Raw genomic sequence first — 18,034 nt, 5'->3', positions numbered from 1 at the left:
CGCGCGATCTGCCGCGCCCTTGCCGGGCCCGGCGGTGGATCACCTCACGCGGCCCTCGTCCGGTGCGGCCTCTTCCTCGTCGTCGGGCAGGTGGACGTCGTCGACGGCGATGTTCACCTCGACGACCTCCAGGCCCGTCATCCGCTCCACGGCGCTGATGACATTGGTGCGGACGCCGCCGGCGACGTCGACGATGGAGACGCCATACTCGACGACGACGTCCAGGTCCACCGCGGCCTGACGCTCGCCGACCTCGACCTTCACTCCTCGCGCGACGCCTCCGCCTCCTCCACCGGGAACGCGTTCCCGCATGGCGCCGAAGGCGCGGGCCATCCCCCCGCCCAGGCTGTAGATGCCCGGTACCTCGCGGGCGGCCATGCCCGCAATCTTGGCCACTACGCCGTCCGCGATGGTGGTCTTCCCCCGTGTCTCGGGCGGAGTCCCGGCTCCGGTACGGCCCTTCAGTGCGCTCACGCCCGCATCGGGCCTGCCGCCCCCGCCGACGCTGGTGATGTTCTCCGTCATGGCGGTCGCCTCGATCGGTCGGTCGGGCACCGGTGTGGCGCCCGTCGAAAGGTTGGACATGTCGGACGCCGCATTCCTCATGCGTGCGGCATGTGATGTGAGTCACAGAAGCCGCGGGGTACTTGGGTGGTCCGAAGCCTTGTGCGGGGGCGTCATGATCGAACACGCTGTCCCATCGTCACCGGAACGCGACCTGCTGGGGCGCGGCCTGCCGGACGCGCTGCTGGCCGTACAGGCGGCCGAGGGGGACGAGGACTCTTTCGCCGTCCTCGTCCGGCGGCACGGCTCGTCCCTCCTCACCCTGGCCCGCTGCATGCTCGTCAATCCGCAGGATGCCGAGGAGGCCGTTCAGGACGCCTTCGTCAGCGCCTGGCGGCGACTGCCGGAATACCGCCACAGCGCGGAGTTCGGCACCTGGATGTACCGGATCACCGTCAACCGCTGCCTGACCCTGCGCCGGCGCCGACCGCCGCCCCTCTCGCTGGACGCCGTCGCCGAGCCCGCGGCGGGAGACGCCTGGAGCCAGCCCGCCCGGTGCGCCGAGCAGGAGGAGGCCACCGACGCCCTGTCCCGTGCGCTCCGCGATCTGGACGCAGGGCAGCGGCTCTGCTGGGTCTTGCGGGAGGTGCAGGGCCTGTCGTACAAGGAGATCGCCCACGTGACGCGGGCCACTGAGCCGGCCGTGCGCGGCAGGCTGTTCAGGGCACGCCGATCCCTGCAGGAGGCGATGGGCCCATGGCGCTAGACGACCCGCACCCGCGGCCCTCAGACCCGCCCGAAGCCGACGGGCCCCCGTTCGAGGGCGATGAGGTACTCCCTTGCGGCCGCCTGCTCAGCCGGGTCTGGGAACAGGAGTATGACGCGCTGCCGGCCGCGGACCCGCACACCGTCTCCTGTCCATACTGCCGCGAGGCCGTCGAGGCACTGGCCGCGGTGGACGCGGCCACCCGCGCGCTGCGCGCCGAGAACCCACCCCGCCTGCACGCCCTCGCCGACCACGTCATGAACATCGTCAGGGCGGAGGTACGGCTCGGGCGGCTACTGCCTCTGGCAGACCCGGACCGGGACCTGCGGATTGCCGAGAGCGCCGCGGCGAAGGTCCTGCGGCGGGCCATGAACACGGTCCCCGGTGCCAGGGCGGCGGGCTGCCGTCTCGCACCCGAGGGGGAGGGCACCGACGTACGGGTGACCATGACCCTGGCCGCCGCTCTCGACCGCCCGCTGCCCGACCGGGTCCACCAGGTACGCCGAGCGGTCCTCCAGTCGGCCGGACAGGACCTGGGGCTCGCCGTGTCGGCCGTCGACATCACCGTGGTCGACGTACTGGAGCCGTGGCCGCCCCTCGGCCCCGGTCTCGCGACCGGCGGTGGTACGTGATGACCGCCACCGGCACCCCTGCGCTCCTCGGCGTCGCGGCCGAGGCGGCCCTCGCGGTCCCTGGCGTGGCCGGCCTGCAACCCCGCCTCGCGGCAGCCGCAGCGCCCGCCCGGGCGAAGACCACACCCCACCCGACGCCGCCCGAGGCCGGCGTTCGCGCCGACCGGGCGCCGGACGGTTCGGGATGGCACATCGAGGTCCTCTGCGTCCTGACCAGGGGACGGCGGGCGCTGGACATCGCCCGGAACGTCCATGCCCGGGTGGCTGCCGCCGTCATCGCTCACCTCGCCACCCACGGTGCAGCGGAGCCGGTCACCGTCTCAGTCACGGTGACCGGTATCGCCGCCTGGCACGACGCGGCATGAGCAAAGGCGCTGGCACGGACCGCGAACCGTCGCTCCGCCGCCTCCTGCGCCTCGTGCTCCGTTCAGCCCGTCGCCGCAACGGTCCGCCGGCCTCCGACTGGGAGTACTCTGGTGATTACCGAGAGCATTCCGTACACCGGCTTTCACGCTGACGTCGTTCTCGGCGATTCACGACAACCGCGTCGGCCACGGTCGGCCCGGGGTTGGGTCCGTGGCATGACCGCGACTGTTCTGTCGACGCCCGCGGACGAGGACCGAAATCTCTCTTCGTCGCCCCTCCGACTCGTCCTGGCACCCCTCGGCACCGCTCCGGCACTGATCGACGGTGCCTGGTGGCCCCGCTCCCGCGACCTTACGGCGGAGCTTCCGGCACTCATCGAGGTCCTCGACCCACTGTGGGGCCGGATCACCCGGGTAGCGGTGAATCCCAGGTTCTGGCCCGCCATCCCGCGAAAGGTGCCCGTTCACGGGCACGTGGTGCACGTCGGCTGGTTCGAGGCCGGGCAAGACCCGCACAAGCTGCTGCTCTCCTACGCCGTCGGCCGCTGGGACCTGCTGGTCATCCCGCCGGAGACAGAACCGGTCACCGCGGCTCGGCTCATGGCCACGGCCACCGACAGGTCGCGGACCCTCCGGCGACCGGCCTGATCCATGGGGGCGAGCGCTTCCGGACCGTGGCAGAGGAAGCGGCCGACCGGGGCTCGGTCCGGGAGGCGGTCTGGGAGGCGGTCCGGGACTCCGAAGGCGGACATGCCGCACGTACCCCTGTCGCGGAGGTCACCGAGCACGTGCCCACCCCGGCAGTAGGAAAGTGACAGGCAGGGAGAACGTCACCATGGTGGGCGCGCTCCGTAGGGGGCTGCTCACCACGCACAGATGTCCGCAGTAGTGGACTCCGTCCGATTGCCGGCGCATCCCCCGAGGTGACAAGCCGAGCCTGCGCCTGGAACACAGGCTGCTGAAGCGGCCGTTCGCCTCTCCGAACGTGAGTACGACCGTGTACCGAGTGCACGACGAGCCGCGTGTCCGGTCCTTCGCGCTGCCAGGTCCGTCTTCTGAACCGAGGTGCCATGCCCATTCCCCTGCTGACCCTCTACCGGCACGACAGGAACAACCGGGCGCTGATCACCCTGGCCGGTGAGATCGATCTGACCACGGAGCACGTCGTGCGCGAGTCACTGGGGCAATGCCTGCGCGACGGCATCCGCACCATCGACGTCGACCTGACCACGGTCACCTTCTGCGACGTGACCGGCCTCAACGCCTTCCTTCACGCGTCGCGGGCCACCACCGTGGCCGACGGATCCCTGCGTTTGCACCACCCGCCCCCGGCGCTGGCACGAATCATCGCCCTCACCGGTAGCAGCACTCTGCTCCACGGCCACCCGGGAGACCTCCCGCCGCGGCCTTCCGCACCGCCGTTGACGCCGGGAGCGCCAAACCGAGGGCTCACGCGCCCACCCAGGATGATCCCTACGCCGGGTTCTGACTCTGGCGGGTGATCGGCACGGGTCATCGACCGCCCTGGTGAAGCAGCGCGGCCCGGGCGAGATTCGGAAAATCACCCAGCTGTGGTCCGGCCATGCCGGTGTGCCGAGATCAGTGAACCGAGTCCTTTCCGGCGACGGCGGCCGGCTACCGCCGGCTGCTCGTCTGGACCCGCACGCGGGGGACGGTGCGCCGGGCCGGTGTGGAGGGCACGGGCACCTTCGGAGCGGGCCTGTCCCGCTGCCTGCTGGGGCAGCAGGTTCAGGTGTACGAAGTGAACCGGCCCGACCTCACGGCCCGCCGGCTGCTCGATGAGTCGGACCGGATCGACGCACAGGCCGCCGGGCGGGCCGTGCTCAGTGGCCCTTTCGCGTAAGGGGGTGTGGAGGCATCCTTCGGGGCGCCCGGCGGACGAGTCCCGGGCGTCCCGGGGGATCGCCGCCAGCCATCAGCGAAGGGGCGTCATGCCTTCAGGTCGGCGAAGGTCGAGCCGTCCACCACTGGGCAACGCAGAGCTCTTCCGCACCTGGGCAGGGCTCGTCGACGACAGCCTGAACCACGAGGCCGGCGAGGGGGCGGTGCTTCACGCCACCCACGTCACCCTCGGTCTCCTGGCCCGGCGCATCAGGCAGCTCGGCGAAGAGGTCCAGGACTTGGAAGGCCGCCTGGCCCGGCTGGTGGAGCGAGAAGCTCCGCAGCTGCTCGAGGTGGTGGGCATCGGTCCGGACACGGCCGTCACTTTGCTGATCACGATCGGGGACAACCCGGAACGCCTGGGCAGTGAGGCGTCGTTCGCGGCGCTGTGCGGGGTCAGCCCCGTCGAGCGTTCCTCGGGCAGTCGGCAGTACCGGCGCCTCAACCGGGGCGGCGACCGGCAAGCGAACGCGGCCCTGCACCGGATCGTGCAGACCCGCCTGCGCGTCGACCCGCGCACCCAGAACTACTACGAACGCCGCAGCAAGGAGGGCAAAACCCGGCGCGAGATAGTCCGAAGCCTCAAGCGCTACGCGGCCCGGGAGGTCTTCCACCTGGTCAGACCTGTGCAGTTGCAACCCCCGTCATAGGGGCAGTCGGGAGGAGGGTCTGGGGCGTGAGTGAGACACCCCCGAACACCCTGCAATACCGCTTTGACGGGCCAGAAGACGCTCCGGTCCTGATCCTGGGTCTCTCACTGGGTACCACATGGCACATGTCGTAGAAGCCGTCCAGGGCCGTCCATCCAGTCCTATGCGGACGTTTATGTCCATTTTCGGTAACCCGTGCCAGGAGGGTGTCCACGGGGTCTGTGATTCGCGCGTGATAGCTGACTGCACGACGAAGCCCGGCCGGTCTGCGGCGGGGCTTCGCCGTACGGCTGGTCAGGATCTTCGGCGACTTGCGGCACCACGGAGGCAGGATCGCCGAGGAGAACCGCTTGTGCTCGCCCGTCGCCTCATCGATGCGCTTGTCGTTCACCCGCGGCGCCTTCACCTCGACCATACCGGCCGCCGTGGTCACCTTGCGCGGCTGGTGGTAGCCATTGCGCACGACAAGGCGGTGGCCCTTCTCGTCTCGCGCCGATCCGACCGTCGCGGAACACGCTGGAGGCGCTTTTGAGTGGCGTGGCGCGTGGACTTGCCTCGGACATGGCCAGGTCTCGCGAGCCGTTGCGCGCAACGCGCTTCCTTACGCTTCCCGTCGGGAGAGTGCGCTCCAGCCGTGTTCCAGGAGATCGAAGGCCCGGATGACGGCCTGACGGGGGTTGTCGTAGGTGTAGGCCGCACGGGGGGCTTCGAGGGCGAAGTGCGCCAGGGCGGTGCAGACGGGGTCTCCTGCGGCAAGGTCGCTCTCCTCGGCAATGGCCTGCGCGAGTGCGGTGGTGTGGCGCAGCCACATCTTCTGGGCGTAGTCGCGCAGTGCGGGGGTGTCGGCCACCAGGTGGGTGAAGGTGGTGAATCCGGTGTCCCCGTCGGCGGAGGCAAGCCGGGTGGTCAGGGCGTGTTCGCGCAGTGCGGCGGGGATGGACTGGCCCTCGGGCCGGTCCCGGACAGCCGCCAGCAGACGGCTTTCCTGGTCGGCGTCCTCGTCGAAGACGAGAGCTTCCTTGACCGGGAAGTGCTTGAACAGCGTGGTGGTGGACACGTCGGCGGCTTCCGCGATCTCGCGGATGCCGACCGCGTCGTAACCGCGCTCCAGGAACAGGCGCAGTGCCGCGTCGGCGATGGCCTGGCGGGTGGCGGCCTTCTTGCGTTCGCGGCGCCCCATCGGGGCGGGAGAGGAATCCGCCGCGGTGTCGGTCGTAGTGCTGGTCATACCGGCACTCTACCCATCCGGTTGCCCAACTTCAAAAGTTGAGTTGTTGTACTTATTGGGTTGGTGTGCTTTTCTGGAGCGGCGGCGCGAGGCACCGCGCGGTCCTTCTTGTCGACGAGACCCCGCCCTCCCGCCGACTCAGCGGTCACGCCATCGCCAGGCACACGAACGGAGCAGACCATGAGCACCACTCCCGCACCCCGCATCGCCGTCATCGGCGCCGGCCCCGGCGGCCTGACCTGTGCCCGCATCCTCCAGAAGCACGGCATCACGGCCACGGTCTACGACCGCGACACCGGCCCCGACGCCCGCGACCAGGGCGGCACCCTCGACCTGCACGCCGACAACGGCCAGATCGCCCTCCGCGAGGCCGGCCTCCTGGAGGAGTTCTTCCGACTGGCCCGCCACGAAGGACAGGAGATGCGTCAGATGGACCGGGCCGGCACGATCCTCTTCCACCACATCCCCGAGCAGGACGAGCGGTTCAAGCCGGAGATCGACCGCGGCCGACTGCGCGATATCCTGCTCAACTCGCTTCAGCCCGGCACCGTACGCTGGGACCACACCCTGCAGACCGTCAGCGGCCCCGCCGAAGGCCCCCGACGGCTGCACTTCACCCACGGCACCACCATCGAATGCGACCTTGTCATCGGCGCCGACGGCGCGTGGTCCAAGGTCCGCCGTGCCCTCTCCCGGGCCACGCCCCGGTACAGCGGCGTGAGCTTCCTGGAAGCCTGGTTCCACGACGTGTCGATCCAGCACCCCGACATCGCCGAGCTCGTCGGCCCGGGCAGCGCCGCCGCAGCCGACGGCGAGCGCGGCCTGTTCGCCCAGCGCAACAGCGGCGACCACATCCGCGTCTACATCATCCAGCGCGTCCCCGCCGACTGGATCACCGCCGCCGGCCTGACCCTCCAGGACACCAGCGGCATCCGCGCCCACCTCCTGGAGCGCTACCGCGACTGGTCACCCCGCCTGCGCAAGCTCATCACCGACAACGACGGCCCCTACGTCGACCGCCCGATCTTCGCCCTGCCCGTCCCTCACACCTGGGAGCACAACCCCACGGTGACCCTGATCGGTGACGCCGCCCACCTCATGCCCCCGCTCGGCGTAGGCGTCAACCTCGCCATGCTGGACGCCTGCGAACTCGCACTCGCCATCGCACACCACAACACGGTCGACCAAGCCATCCGAGCCTACGAGAACACCATGCTCCCCCGCTCCACGGAGACAGCCCAGCTCCTCGACGGTGCCGCCGAGGACCTGCTCTCCGCCGAACTGCCCGACTTCGCCACCACCGACCACCACTGAGCATCTCCCAGCACCGATCGGAGTCGTCCGGCGTGACGGCCCTGACCGGTGGGACGGGAGTGCTGAGCCAGTCCTGAGCGGCCCGGTTCGCCCGAACGGCAGGCGCTCGCCAACGACGTTCGCCCGCCGCTCGCCGCCCACTGCCGTGCCCTCCCGGGTCCCGTCTCCCCTCACCCCGACCCGCCACGGCGAATCGGCGTGCCAGGATCAGGCTCATCGCCTCCCCCGAGGCTGCTATGTCGCGTCAAGCCGATTGAGGAAGCTCCTCGACGTCCTGCGAGTGTCGAGGGCGGCGCCCGCCCCGGTGGTGAGGACACGTCGTCTGCTGGGGGAGCCGGACATGCGAGGAGACCCCTCGGCTGAGGGGAGGCGAACGGGCCCGGGCAGCATGGGCGTTCGCCAGTCGGGTCCGAAGAAGCCGGGAACCGCGTCGTCCATACGGATCGACGAACCGACAGACGGGGGAAGGGCGTTCAATCGAATGGTTGAACGCCGCTGTGGCTCCGGGCCTACGCCGACGGTCGGGCGGCGGTGGTGCGGCGCGGGACCAGCGTGGGGGAGAGCTTGATCTGGACCGAGGGTTTGCCGCGGTCCGCGATCCGTTCCAGCAGCAGGCGGGCCGCGTTCTTGCCGATCTCTCGCCCTGCCTGGTCGACGCTCGTCAGGGAGATCGGGCCGAGCGCGGCGAAGGTCGTGTTGTCGTAGCCGGCCACCGAGAGATCGCCCGGTACCGTAAGCCCGGCTTCGGACACCGCCTCCAGGACACCCATGGCGACGACGTCCGCTCCCGCGAAGACAGCTGTGGGCCTGATCGGGCGGGTGAGTAGCTGATTCGCGCCCGCGTATCCGCCCTGCTGCGTGTAGCTGGTCGAGACGACGTCGATCTCGGCTTCCAGGCCGAGGTCGCGCATGGCCTGCCGGTAGCCGTCGGCGCGCTGGGCGTTGGGCATCTCGACGCTGCGAGTGGGGTCGGGCTCGTGGTGCTCGATGTGGGCGATCCGACGGTGGCCGAGTTTGGCGAGGTGGCCGACGACCAGGGCGGCGCCCGCCACGTCGTCGTTCGCGACGGTGTCGTAGGCGGGGGAGTTCCCGTGACGGCCGACCACCACGGTCGGTACGGCGGTGGCGACCTGTTCGAGATGGGAGCGTGTCGAGACGGGGGCGACCAGGACGAGGCCGTCCATGCCTCGGTCGATCAGGGCTTCGATGACACCGGCCTCTTCCTTCTCGCCGCACCCCGGGCCGAGCAGGACCTGGTAGTCGGTGTCCGCCAGGCAGCCGGTGATGCCGTCGAGGATCTCGGGGAAGAAGGGGTTGCGGATGTCGGGCAGCATCACGCCGATCGTGTACGTCTGCCCGCGCAGTCCCCGTGCCGCTGCCAGGGGGCGGTAGCCCAGTTCGTCGATCGCGCGGCGCACCTTCGCCCGCATCTGCGGGCTCGCTCCGTAGGCGTTGCGCAGGACCTTGGACACGGCGGTGGTGGATACCTGGGCGTGCCGGGCGACGTCGACGATGGTGACGCGGCGGGGTGAGGCGGGCGGCTTCATGCGGCCTTCCTTCGACGCGTGGGCAACGTTGGCGGAAAGTGTACGGGTGACCCTCCAGCTCGGTAAGGGGCGATCACGGCCGGAGGGTGGGCCGGTTCGAGGCTTTTCCGTAACATCTGTGCAGCGTGTGCGGCATCTTGACGTCACGCAGGGCGCTCTCTAGGGTCTGGCAGAACCCGTGGGAAACGTTGCTCACAGGGTTGCCGGAGGGTCGTCCTCCGGTGTCGTCCGCCCTCCACAACCCAAGAAGTCGGCAGTTGCCTCACCCCGCCTGGCCGGTGCACCCCCACCGGGGTCTCTTTGAAACGTTTCAAGGAAGCAGGTCCGCCCGTGACCCTCGCCCCGAACGCCCAATTCCCGGATCGCGACCACCCTCCGGACCGTGCCCCGGCCGCCTCCGTCCGTGCCCGCACCACGCCTCCGTGGTGGTTCATGGCGCCGGCTCTGCTCCTCCTGGCCTTCGTCGTCCTCGTCCCGAGCGCACGTGGCGTGTACTACGCCTTCACCGACTGGGACGGCCTCGATCCCCACTACGGCTGGGTGGGCCTGGGCAACTTCACCGACATGCTCCGTGACGGCGACGCGATGCAGGCGGTCTGGCACACGCTGCTGATCGCGGTGTCGATCACGGTCGTCCAGAACGCGGTCGGCCTGCTGCTGGCCCTGGGCGTCAACTCGGCCATCAAATCCCGCAATCTGCTGCGAGTGCTGCTGTTCGCCCCGGCCGTGATCACCCCGATCGTGACCGCCTACCTGTGGCGCAACCTGCTCGGTCCGGACGGTGCGGTCAACAGCCTGCTCGGGGCGGTGGGCCTCGACGGCTGGCGGCTGGACTGGCTGGGCAGTCCGAACCTGGCTCTCTGGGCGGTGGTCGGAGTGATCGTGTGGCAGTTCGCGGGCTACTCGATGGTCATCTTCCTCGCGGGACTGCAGTCAGTGCCCCGGGAGATCCATGAAGCGGCGGCCCTCGACGGGGCGGGACCGGTGCGCCGCTTCTGGTCGGTGACCAGGCCCCTGCTGGCCCCGGCCTTCACCATCAACCTGATGCTGTCGATCATCGGTGGCATCAAACTCTTCGACCAGGTGTACGCGCTGACCGGCGGCGGCCCCGGGCACGCGACCGACACGCTGTCGACCCTCATCTACAAGGACGCCTTCACCCTCGGCGAGTTCGGCTACAGCATCGCTCTCGCGGTGGTGCTGACGATCATCGTGGCCGTCGCGTCGACCGGGCAGTACTTCGTGCTGTCGCGCAGCGAGAGGGCCGCTTCGTGAACCGCTACCGCCCCCGCACCCTCGTTCTCGAACTCGTCATGATCGCCGTTGCGTTGGTTGTCGGCTTCCCGGTGTACGTCCTGGTCAACCTCGCTGTGCGACCGGCCTCGGACGTCTCCTCCCCGCTGCGGCCCACCGCCTCGCCGACCCTGGAGAACTTCACCCACGCCTGGCAGCAAGGCGCGCTCGGCGGGGCGTTGGCCAACAGCGTGCTGGTGACGGTGTGCAGCGTGGCGATCGTACTTGCCGTCTCCTCACTCGCCGCCTACCCGCTGGCGCGGGTCACGGCCCGCTGGTCGAGGGGAACCTACCTCCTCGTCCTCCTCGGCCTGGTGCTGCCCTTCCAGCTCGCCTCCCTCCCGCTGTACCAGACCATGCGCGACCTGGGCCTGCTCGGCACCCCCGGGGCCCTGGTCCTGTTCTACTCCGGCCTCCAGGTGCCGTTCACCGTCTTCCTCTACGTCGGCTTCCTGCGGGCCCTGCCACGCGACTTCGAGGACGCCGCTCTGATTGACGGCTGCACCCCGCTGCAGGGCTTCCGGTACGTCGTCCTGCCCATGCTCAAGCCGATCACCGTGACGGCGCTGGTACTCAACGCGGTGGCGGTCTGGAACGACTTCTTCACCCCGCTGCTGTACCTCAGCGGCAGCGCCCAGCAGACCATGCCGGTCGCCATCGCCGGATTCGTCGGCCAGTACGTGACCGACTGGAACCTCATTTTCGCCGCCCTGGTGATCAGCATCGTGCCCGTCCTGCTCGTCTACTTCCTGCTGCAGCGCAGCATCATCAACGGCTTCGCCGGAGGGCTGCGGGGCTGAGCCCCGCTCAGCTTCCCCGCAAGGGAGACACCACCATGAAGACACGCACACTCACGGCCGTGGTCGCCGCGACGACAGCCGCCGCCCTGCTGGCCGCCTGCAGCGGAGGGACCAAGGCGGGGGGCACCGGTGGCGACGGTTCCAAGACGCTGACACTCGCCTCCGTCGACCAGGGATCGGTCGAAGACGTCGTCAAGGCGTTCGAGAAGGCCAACCCCGGTGTCAAGGTCCGCTACACCACCAGCGGCGCCGACCAGTACCAGCAGCAGATCCGCACGCAGCTCTCGTCCGGCACGGCGCCGGACGTGATGTCGGTGTGGCCGGGCAACGGCAACCCCGGCTCCACCTCCGTCCTAGCCAAGCCGGGCTATCTGCGCGATCTGTCCGATCAGCCCTGGGCCGCCAGGATGCCCCCGGCGATCAAGTCGGTCGCCCAGTACGAGGGCAAGACGTACACCGCGACCTTCGGCCAGAACGGCATCGGCGCGGTCTACAACCAGCAGGCCATGGCGAAAGCCGGACTCACCCCGCCGGACACCTGGACGAAGCTGCTGGCTTTCTGCCGGGCAGCCAAAGCCAAGGGAACCCCTGCCTTCGCGCTGGGCATCCAGGACAACTGGGTCACCCAGCTCGTGCTGTACGCCCTGGTCGCCACGACCGTCTACGGCCCGGGCCGCGACTTCGACCAGAAGATGCAGGCCGGACAGGCCACCTTCGCGGAGTCCCCGTGGAACACCGCGCTGGACAAGTACCTGACCATGCAGAAGACCGGCTGCTTCCAGCAGAACCCGCTCGGCACCAACTACGAGGCCAGCCAGCAGCTCGCCGCCACGGGCAGGACTCTCGGCATCGTCCAGGGCAACTGGGTGATCGCCCTGCTCAAGCAGAAGAACCCCGCTGGCACCTTCAACCTCAAGCCCCTCCCCGCCACCGACGATCCGGCCGAGACCGTCATTCCGGCTGCGGCGGGTGCCGGCTACGGAGTGAACGCCAAGGCCAAGGACCCCGGACTGGCCCTGAAGTTCGTGAACTTCGTGATGTCGCCGCAGGGGATGAACCTGTTCGTCGAGAAGCAGGGCGGCCTGCCCTCTCTCCCGGACACGGGTTTCAAGGCCGACCCCTCCCTCACCGAACTGGCGCAGTTCATCCGCAGCGACCGCACCGTGCCGTTCATGGACCAGCGCTGGCCCAACGTCAAGGTACAGCAGACCATGCTCAGCGGCCTCCAGGAGATCTTCAGCGGGCAGTCCACGCCCCAGCAGCTCCTCAGGGAAATGGACGTCGACTACAAGGCCGGTTCGTGAACGCGCTGCCGGTAACCGAAGGGACGAACAGAGTGAGCGATGAAATACGTGACGGAGTCGGCGAACGACGGACGGGACCTGGCCGGCGCACCGTGCTCGTGACGACTGCCGGCGCGGTGCCGGTGATGGCCGCCGCGATCAGCGGCACGCCCGCGGCGGCCGCACCGGCTCACCCCGTGGAGGACGGCGTGGTGTACGGACTGACAGTGGAGCACCGTACCGATCCGCTCGGCGTGGACGCCGCCTGCCCTCGCTTCGGCTGGCGGATGCGTTCGGTCGGCCGGGGTCTGGCCCAGGGTGCCTACGAGATCCAAGTGGCTTCCTCGCCGGGCAGGTTGACGGGTGGCCGCGCCGACGTCTGGAGCAGCGGCCGCATCCGGTCGGCGCAATCGGTGGCCGTCCCCTTCCGGGGAGAGCCCCTCAAAGCCTCGACCCGCTACCACTGGGCCGTCACCGTCTGGGACTCCGAGGGACGGCTGGTCGGCAGAGGACCAGTGGCCTGGTTCGAGACGGGCCTGATGAGCACGGACGGCGTCACCGGCTGGGACGGTGCCCAATGGATCGGGATGAAGGGCAAGACGCCCAACTCGCCTGGAGCACCGATGCTGCGTACCGAGGCACGACTACGGAGCCGGGTCAGCGAGGCACGCCTCTACATCTCCGCCCTCGGGGTCTACGACGCCTACGTCAGCGGTCAGCGCGTGACCGTCCCGCAGGACGACGGCACCACGCTCGAACTGCTCCCCCCGGGCTGGACGAACTACGACGCGCGCGTCAACTACCTCACCTACGACGTCACCCACCTCGTGGTCCGCGAACCGGTCGTCACCTTGGCCGTTGTCCTCGGCAACGGTTGGTACAACGGCCGCATCTCCGAAGGCAGTACGTACTACTCGAAGGACGGCAATCCTCTGGCCCTCAAGGCCATGCTGCTGATCCGCTACGCCGACGGGACCACCCGGTCCGTCGTCACCCGGCCGGACGGCTCCTGGAAGGCCACCGACACCGGTCCCTACCGGGCCGACGACATCTACGACGGCCAGACCTACGACGCCCGAAGGGAACTGCCCGGCTGGACGGCGTCGCGCTTCGACGACTCCGCTTGGACGGACACGGAACGCATCCCCTTCGAGACCAACTACCCGGATGTCCGAGTCCTCGCGTATCCGGCCGAGACCGCCCGGCTGATGAGCCGCTGGGACCGGCGGCCGCAGTCGATCACCGTGTACACCGGAGTGACCGGCGAGGGCAAGGGCCGTATCGTCGTCGACCCCGACCGCACGGTGACCGACCCGCACGGCGCGGCCATCGCGCGGACCACGATCGGTCCCGGCGAAACCGCCGTCTTCGACCTGGGCCAGAACATGGTCGGCGTCCCCCGCTACACCCTGCGCGGCCCGTCCGGCACCCGGGTCACCTTCCAGTTCGGCGAGATGCTCAACGACGACAGTCCCGGCGCGGACGGGCCCGAAGGCTCCCTCTACCGTGCCAACCTCCGCAGCGCCAAGGCCACGAGCCTCTACATCCTCAAGGGTGACCGGTCGGGGGAGACCCATCAGGACTCGCTGACCTTCTACGGCTTCCGGTACGTCTCCGTCACCGCGACCGACACGGTCACCATCACCGGTCTGACCGGCAAGGTCGCCACCTCCGCGATCCGTGAGACCGGCAGCGTCACCACCGACGACGCCGACACCAACCAGCTCATCAGTAACATCCGCTGGGGCCAGCGCGGCAACTACCTCTGGGTGCCCACCGACTGCCCGCAACGCGACGAACGCCTCGGCTGGACCGGGGACACCCAGGTCTTCTCCGCCACCGGCCTGTACAACGCCGACGCCGGCCCCTTCCTCAGCCACTTCCAGAACACCGTCATCGACTCCCAGACCATCTACGGGCAGGACAAGGCCCAGTTCACCGGGGTCGCCCCGAGCGGGCGTTACAACTTCCCCGGTGGCGGCAGTGGTTGGGCCGACTGCGGGGTCATCCTTCCCTGGACGCTGTGGCAGATGACCGGTGACACGGCCGTCGTGGAGGCCAGTTGGCCCGCCATGACCCGTTACCTGGACTGGATCCGCCGGCAGACCGGTGACACCTACGCCGGCCAGGGCTCCCTCACCGGCGACTGGCTCGCCCCGCAGAAGACCAGCGCCCAGCTCATGAGTGACGTCTACTACGGCTACGCCGCCCGCCTCATGGCACACCTGGCGCGAGCCATCGGCCGCCCGGCGGAGGCGGCGACGTACGAGCAGCTCTTCGGAAACATCAAGAAGGCGTTCGTCACCAAGTACCTGAGCACCGAGGACGGCACGGTCACGGTGAAGTCCAGCCTCGGCGACGCCTCCCCGATCGAACCGGGCTCCGACCCCCACCAGAAGACCGAGGACAACACCCAGACAGCCCTGCTGTGGGTGCTGAAACTCGGCTTCTACGACACCGAGACCCAACGCCGCGCCCTCGTCGGACACCTGGCGGACAACATCGGCAACGACGCGGCCTACAAGGCGGCCCATCGGGACAGCAGCCGGACGAAGTGCGCGGAGAACACCCTCTCCGTCGGCTTCCTGGGCGTCAACGTCCTCGCTCCCGTCCTCAGCGACGAGGGCCGCGCGGACCTGGCGTACAGGTTGCTGCACCAGGACGCCCTGCCCTCCTGGCTGTTCTCGGTCAGGAACGGCGCCACCACCGTGTGGGAGCGCTGGAACTCGTACTCCAAGGACGCCGGCTTCGGCCCGGTCAGCATGAACTCCTTCAACCACTATGCCTACGGCACGGTCATGGAGTGGATGTACGCCTACATGGCGGGCATTGCCCGCGACCCGGACAGCCCCGGCTTCAAGCACTTCCTCCTCCAGCCCCACCTCGACCCGAGCGGGAAGATCACCCGTGTCACCGGCTCCCACGAGTCGCCCTACGGGGAGATCAGGAGCGAGTGGCGGGTGACGGACGGCGGCGCGGCGCTGTCGTACGAGGCGGCCGTCCCCGCGAACAGCGAGGCCACCCTGCGCCTCCCGGCCGTGGCGGCCGACTCCGTCCGCGAAGGGCGCACTCCGCTGGCACAGGTGGACGGCGTGCGGTTCACCGGACATGCGGACGGCGTGGCCTCGTACCGGCTGCCGTCCGGGGCGTACCGGCTGACGAGCAGGCTCCGCTGACATCGTGCGGCTCTCTTCCACCCCCTTTGTGAAACGTTTCATACCACTCGAAGGAAAATCCCTGTGAAAGGCACCCGCACCAGTGCCGCAGCCGCCGTCGCGGCCGCACTGGCACTCACCCTGGCAGGCCAGGCCCAGGCCGCACCCCGGACATCCAGACCCGCACCCCTGTCCGCCGTCGACCTCAAGACGGAGAACAAGGTCCATCCCATCGGCCTCGACGACCGCGCGCCCCTGCTGTCCTGGCGTTCGGCGGGAAGCCCGCAGACCGCCTACGAGATCAGGGCAGCGCACTCGGTGGACGCACTCCGCAAAGGGCGGGCCGACGTCTGGCGAACGGGCCGGGTCATCTCGGCCTCGTCCGCCGGCATCCCCTTCACCGGCGCGCTCACCGCCCGGGAGGCGGTCGCCTGGCAGGTTCGGGTGTGGGACGGCGCCGGTCGCGTCTCGCCGTGGAGTTCGCCGGCCTACGACTACACGCGGCCGGACGGCTCGGTCTCACCGTTGCCCGTCTTCGGCAAGTCGTTCGCCGTGCACGGCAAGGTGGCCAAGGCCCGGTTGTACATGACCGGCCTGGGCATGTACGCCACCTCCCTCAACGGGAAAGCCGTCAGTGCGAACGTGCTGGAGCCGGGCCAGACGACGTACTCGGCCGAGGTCGACTACCACACCTACGACCTCACCCGCCAACTGCGCGACGGCGTCAACACCCTGGGCATCGAGACGGGCAGCGGGGCCTACCAACGGGTCAAGACGCCCGGGCACTACTTCTTCGGCGGCCGCCTGGAGTCATACACCGTCTACGGCGAGCCGAAGGCCATCGCCCAGTTGGAGATCACCTACGCGGACGGCCGCCGCGAGACCGTCGCCACGGACCCGTCCTGGCGGACGGCCCTCGGTCCGACCACCTACTAGTCGTGGTGGAGCGGCGAGGAGTACGACGCCCGCCGGTCCGCGACCGCTCCCACCTCTGCGGTCAAGCTGGACGGGCCTCAGTGGCGGAACGCGTCCCTGGTCGAGCTCAGCTCCACCTCGACCCCACGGGACACCACGCCGCTGCGGGCCGACCTCGCTGACGTCACAGACCAGGGCGAGGGCCTGGTGGCCCGCGTCGGTGAGGTCCTGCGCCGCCGCGTTCACAGCTGTCTCGTCGATGTCGGCGAGGGCGACGGCGGCGCCGGAGGCGGCGAAGGCGCGGGCGGTGGTCAGGCCCATGCCGGAGCTGGCGCCGGTGACGAAGGCGACCTGGCCGGTGAAGTCGTACGTGGGGTTCATGGCGGTTGCTCCAGGGTGTGTTCTGCGCGGTGCGGGCGGGGTTCAGCGCGTGGTCGTCGACGGCTCCTGGGCTGTTCGCTGATCGCTGGTGCCTGCGTGCCGGGTGACGATCCGTGCCGGGCGGGCTGTGCCGCGCAGCGCGAGCACGATGAGCGGAACCAGGGTGAGGGCGGTGGAGACGGTGCCGACGAGGGCGGGGCCGGTCAGGCCGAGGGAGGAGTCCAGGGCCCGTCCGGCGATGGCGGAGCCGGCGGCGATGCCGGTGTTGTAAGCGGAGGTGCTCAGGGCCGAGGTGAGGGTGGGAGCGTCGCCGGCGAAGCGGACGGCGAGGGAGGTCACGACCGGGTTGACCGTGAAGCCGGCCAGGGCCATCAGGAAGACCAGGAGGACGGCTGCCACCGGGCTCGTCGAGAACGGGATCAGCGCCAGCAGGGTGAGGGCGGTGGCCGCGGCGGCGGTGATCGTCGTGGTCATGGGATGCCGGTCGCCGAGATGGCCGCCGAGGGTGTTGCCGCCCAGCGCACCGACGCCGAAGGCGATCAGGACCAGCGGGACGGCGCCCACTGCGATGCCCGCGCGGTCGGTCAGCAGCGGCGTGATGTAGGTGTAGGTGGCCAGCACGCCGCCCATGATCAGGACCGCGGCGGACAGCGCGAGCCACAGCCTGCCCTGCCGCAGGGCGCGGATCTCGGCCCGCACCGACACCTCGGTCCGCTGCTCGGCGGCGGGCAGGAACCGGCCGACGAACGCCGCGGCCAGGCCGGCGAGGATCGCCAGGGCCCAGAACGGTCCGCGCCAGCCGGTGACCTGCCCGGTCAGGGAACCGATCGGTACACCGATGACGTTGGCGAGGGTCAGGCCGCCCATCATGACGCTGACCGCGCGGGTGGAGTCGCCGGGGCCCGCGGCGGAGGTGGCGATGACGAATCCGACGGCCCAGAAGGCGCCGGTGGCCAGGGCGGTGACGAACCTGGCGGCCAGGGCCACCGTGAAGGAGGTGCTGAGCGCGGCGATGACATGGCCGATGGAGAAGACCACCAGGGCGAGGACCAGGGTCAGGCGTCGCGGAAGGCGCAGGGTGGCCATCGCCATGGTCGGCCCCCCGACGATCATGCCGATGGCGAAGGCGGTGATGAGCAGGCCGGCGTGCGAGACACTGACGTTCAGGTCGTCCGCGATGTCGGGGAGCAGGCCGGCGAGGACGAACTCGGTGGTTCCCATCAGGAACGTGCCGGCGGCGAGCACCCAGACGACGAAGGGCAGCTTGCCGGTGGCGGATCCGGCTGCTGAGGACATGGA

At 69.7% G+C, this 18,034-nt stretch carries 17 protein-coding genes and 2 pseudogenes; 13 read left to right on the top strand and 6 right to left on the bottom strand.

The features are described from left to right. Window positions 1-39: 39 nt before the first annotated feature. Complete coding sequence (locus tag ACWC21_RS36950; protein WP_450888589.1) at window positions 40-525, bottom strand: Asp23/Gls24 family envelope stress response protein; 486 nt, start codon at window positions 523-525, stop codon at window positions 40-42. A gap of 154 nt (window positions 526-679) precedes the next feature. Here ACWC21_RS36950 and ACWC21_RS36945 point away from each other — a divergent pair, with 154 nt between their 5' ends. The 7 genes from ACWC21_RS36945 to ACWC21_RS36915 all read left to right on the top strand — a co-directional run bounded on the left by ACWC21_RS36945 (window position 680) and on the right by ACWC21_RS36915 (window position 4,819). Continuing rightward, window positions 680-1,270, top strand: coding sequence for an RNA polymerase sigma factor (locus tag ACWC21_RS36945; protein WP_450888547.1), 591 nt, complete (start codon window positions 680-682; stop codon window positions 1,268-1,270). Continuing rightward, on the top strand, window positions 1,261-1,902 hold the full coding sequence (locus ACWC21_RS36940; RefSeq protein WP_450888546.1) for a hypothetical protein: 642 nt from the start codon (window positions 1,261-1,263) through the stop codon (window positions 1,900-1,902). The genes ACWC21_RS36945 and ACWC21_RS36940 overlap by 10 nt, the downstream gene beginning before the upstream one ends. Next, a complete protein-coding gene (locus ACWC21_RS36935) occupies window positions 1,902-2,267 on the top strand; it encodes a hypothetical protein (RefSeq protein WP_450888544.1) in 366 nt (121 codons plus the stop codon). Before ACWC21_RS36940 ends, ACWC21_RS36935 begins: the two co-directional genes overlap by 1 nt. A 216-nt stretch (window positions 2,268-2,483) precedes the next feature. Beyond that, window positions 2,484-2,915 carry a DUF5994 family protein gene (locus ACWC21_RS36930; RefSeq protein WP_450888543.1) on the top strand — a complete coding sequence of 144 codons (432 nt, stop codon included), beginning with the start codon at window positions 2,484-2,486 and terminating at the stop codon, window positions 2,913-2,915. A 422-nt stretch (window positions 2,916-3,337) separates the two neighbouring features. After that, window positions 3,338-3,769 carry an STAS domain-containing protein gene (locus tag ACWC21_RS36925; RefSeq protein WP_450888541.1) on the top strand — a complete coding sequence of 144 codons (432 nt, stop codon included), beginning with the start codon at window positions 3,338-3,340 and terminating at the stop codon, window positions 3,767-3,769. Window positions 3,770-3,942: 173 nt separating this feature from the next. Further along, window positions 3,943-4,131 carry a hypothetical protein gene (locus tag ACWC21_RS36920; RefSeq protein WP_450888539.1) on the top strand — a complete coding sequence of 63 codons (189 nt, stop codon included), beginning with the start codon at window positions 3,943-3,945 and terminating at the stop codon, window positions 4,129-4,131. A gap of 88 nt (window positions 4,132-4,219) precedes the next feature. Next, window positions 4,220-4,819, top strand: coding sequence for a transposase (locus ACWC21_RS36915; RefSeq protein WP_450888537.1), 600 nt, complete (start codon window positions 4,220-4,222; stop codon window positions 4,817-4,819). A 298-nt stretch (window positions 4,820-5,117) separates the two neighbouring features. On the opposite strand, the pseudogene ACWC21_RS36910 reads toward ACWC21_RS36915, so the two are convergent. Then, window positions 5,118-5,306, bottom strand: a pseudogene (locus tag ACWC21_RS36910) (IS256 family transposase); the annotation flags it as partial. A 114-nt stretch (window positions 5,307-5,420) separates the two neighbouring features. After that, entirely contained in the window at window positions 5,421-6,047 is a 627-nt protein-coding gene (locus tag ACWC21_RS36905) for a TetR/AcrR family transcriptional regulator (protein WP_450888535.1), read from the bottom strand. A 180-nt stretch (window positions 6,048-6,227) separates the two neighbouring features. On the opposite strand from ACWC21_RS36905, the gene ACWC21_RS36900 reads away from it, so the two are divergent. After that, window positions 6,228-7,361 (top strand): FAD-dependent oxidoreductase, encoded by a 1,134-nt coding sequence (locus ACWC21_RS36900; RefSeq protein ID WP_450888533.1) that lies wholly within the window; start codon window positions 6,228-6,230, stop codon window positions 7,359-7,361. Between the two features lie 509 nt (window positions 7,362-7,870). Here the strand turns inward: ACWC21_RS36900 and ACWC21_RS36895 are convergent. Further along, window positions 7,871-8,908, bottom strand: coding sequence for a LacI family DNA-binding transcriptional regulator (locus ACWC21_RS36895; RefSeq protein WP_450888531.1), 1,038 nt, complete (start codon window positions 8,906-8,908; stop codon window positions 7,871-7,873). Between the two features lie 330 nt (window positions 8,909-9,238). On the opposite strand from ACWC21_RS36895, the gene ACWC21_RS36890 reads away from it, so the two are divergent. The 5 genes from ACWC21_RS36890 to ACWC21_RS36870 all read left to right on the top strand — a co-directional run bounded on the left by ACWC21_RS36890 (window position 9,239) and on the right by ACWC21_RS36870 (window position 16,375). Beyond that, window positions 9,239-10,183, top strand: coding sequence for a carbohydrate ABC transporter permease (locus ACWC21_RS36890; RefSeq protein ID WP_450888530.1), 945 nt, complete (start codon window positions 9,239-9,241; stop codon window positions 10,181-10,183). Further along, window positions 10,180-11,001: a carbohydrate ABC transporter permease gene (locus tag ACWC21_RS36885; protein ID WP_450888528.1), complete on the top strand. Its 822-nt coding sequence runs from the start codon at window positions 10,180-10,182 to the stop codon at window positions 10,999-11,001. Before ACWC21_RS36890 ends, ACWC21_RS36885 begins: the two co-directional genes overlap by 4 nt. 35 nt (window positions 11,002-11,036) lie before the next feature. Continuing rightward, window positions 11,037-12,305: an ABC transporter substrate-binding protein gene (locus ACWC21_RS36880; protein ID WP_450888526.1), complete on the top strand. Its 1,269-nt coding sequence runs from the start codon at window positions 11,037-11,039 to the stop codon at window positions 12,303-12,305. 125 nt (window positions 12,306-12,430) lie between these two features. After that, on the top strand, window positions 12,431-15,460 hold the full coding sequence (locus ACWC21_RS36875; RefSeq protein ID WP_450888587.1) for a family 78 glycoside hydrolase catalytic domain: 3,030 nt from the start codon (window positions 12,431-12,433) through the stop codon (window positions 15,458-15,460). A gap of 63 nt (window positions 15,461-15,523) precedes the next feature. After that, window positions 15,524-16,375, top strand: coding sequence for an alpha-L-rhamnosidase N-terminal domain-containing protein (locus ACWC21_RS36870; protein WP_450888524.1), 852 nt, complete (start codon window positions 15,524-15,526; stop codon window positions 16,373-16,375). A 153-nt stretch (window positions 16,376-16,528) separates the two neighbouring features. Here the strand turns inward: ACWC21_RS36870 and ACWC21_RS36865 are convergent. Beyond that, window positions 16,529-16,735: pseudogene (locus tag ACWC21_RS36865) on the bottom strand (SDR family NAD(P)-dependent oxidoreductase); the annotation flags it as partial. A 42-nt stretch (window positions 16,736-16,777) separates the two neighbouring features. Next, entirely contained in the window at window positions 16,778-18,031 is a 1,254-nt protein-coding gene (locus tag ACWC21_RS36860) for an MFS transporter (protein ID WP_450888523.1), read from the bottom strand. Between the last annotated feature and the right edge of the window lie 3 nt (window positions 18,032-18,034).

The sequence above is a fragment of the Streptomyces sp. NPDC001348 genome (assembly GCF_053597535.1).
Note: the sequence above shows the minus strand (reverse complement) of the source record. Positions and strands in the feature narration are given on the sequence as shown.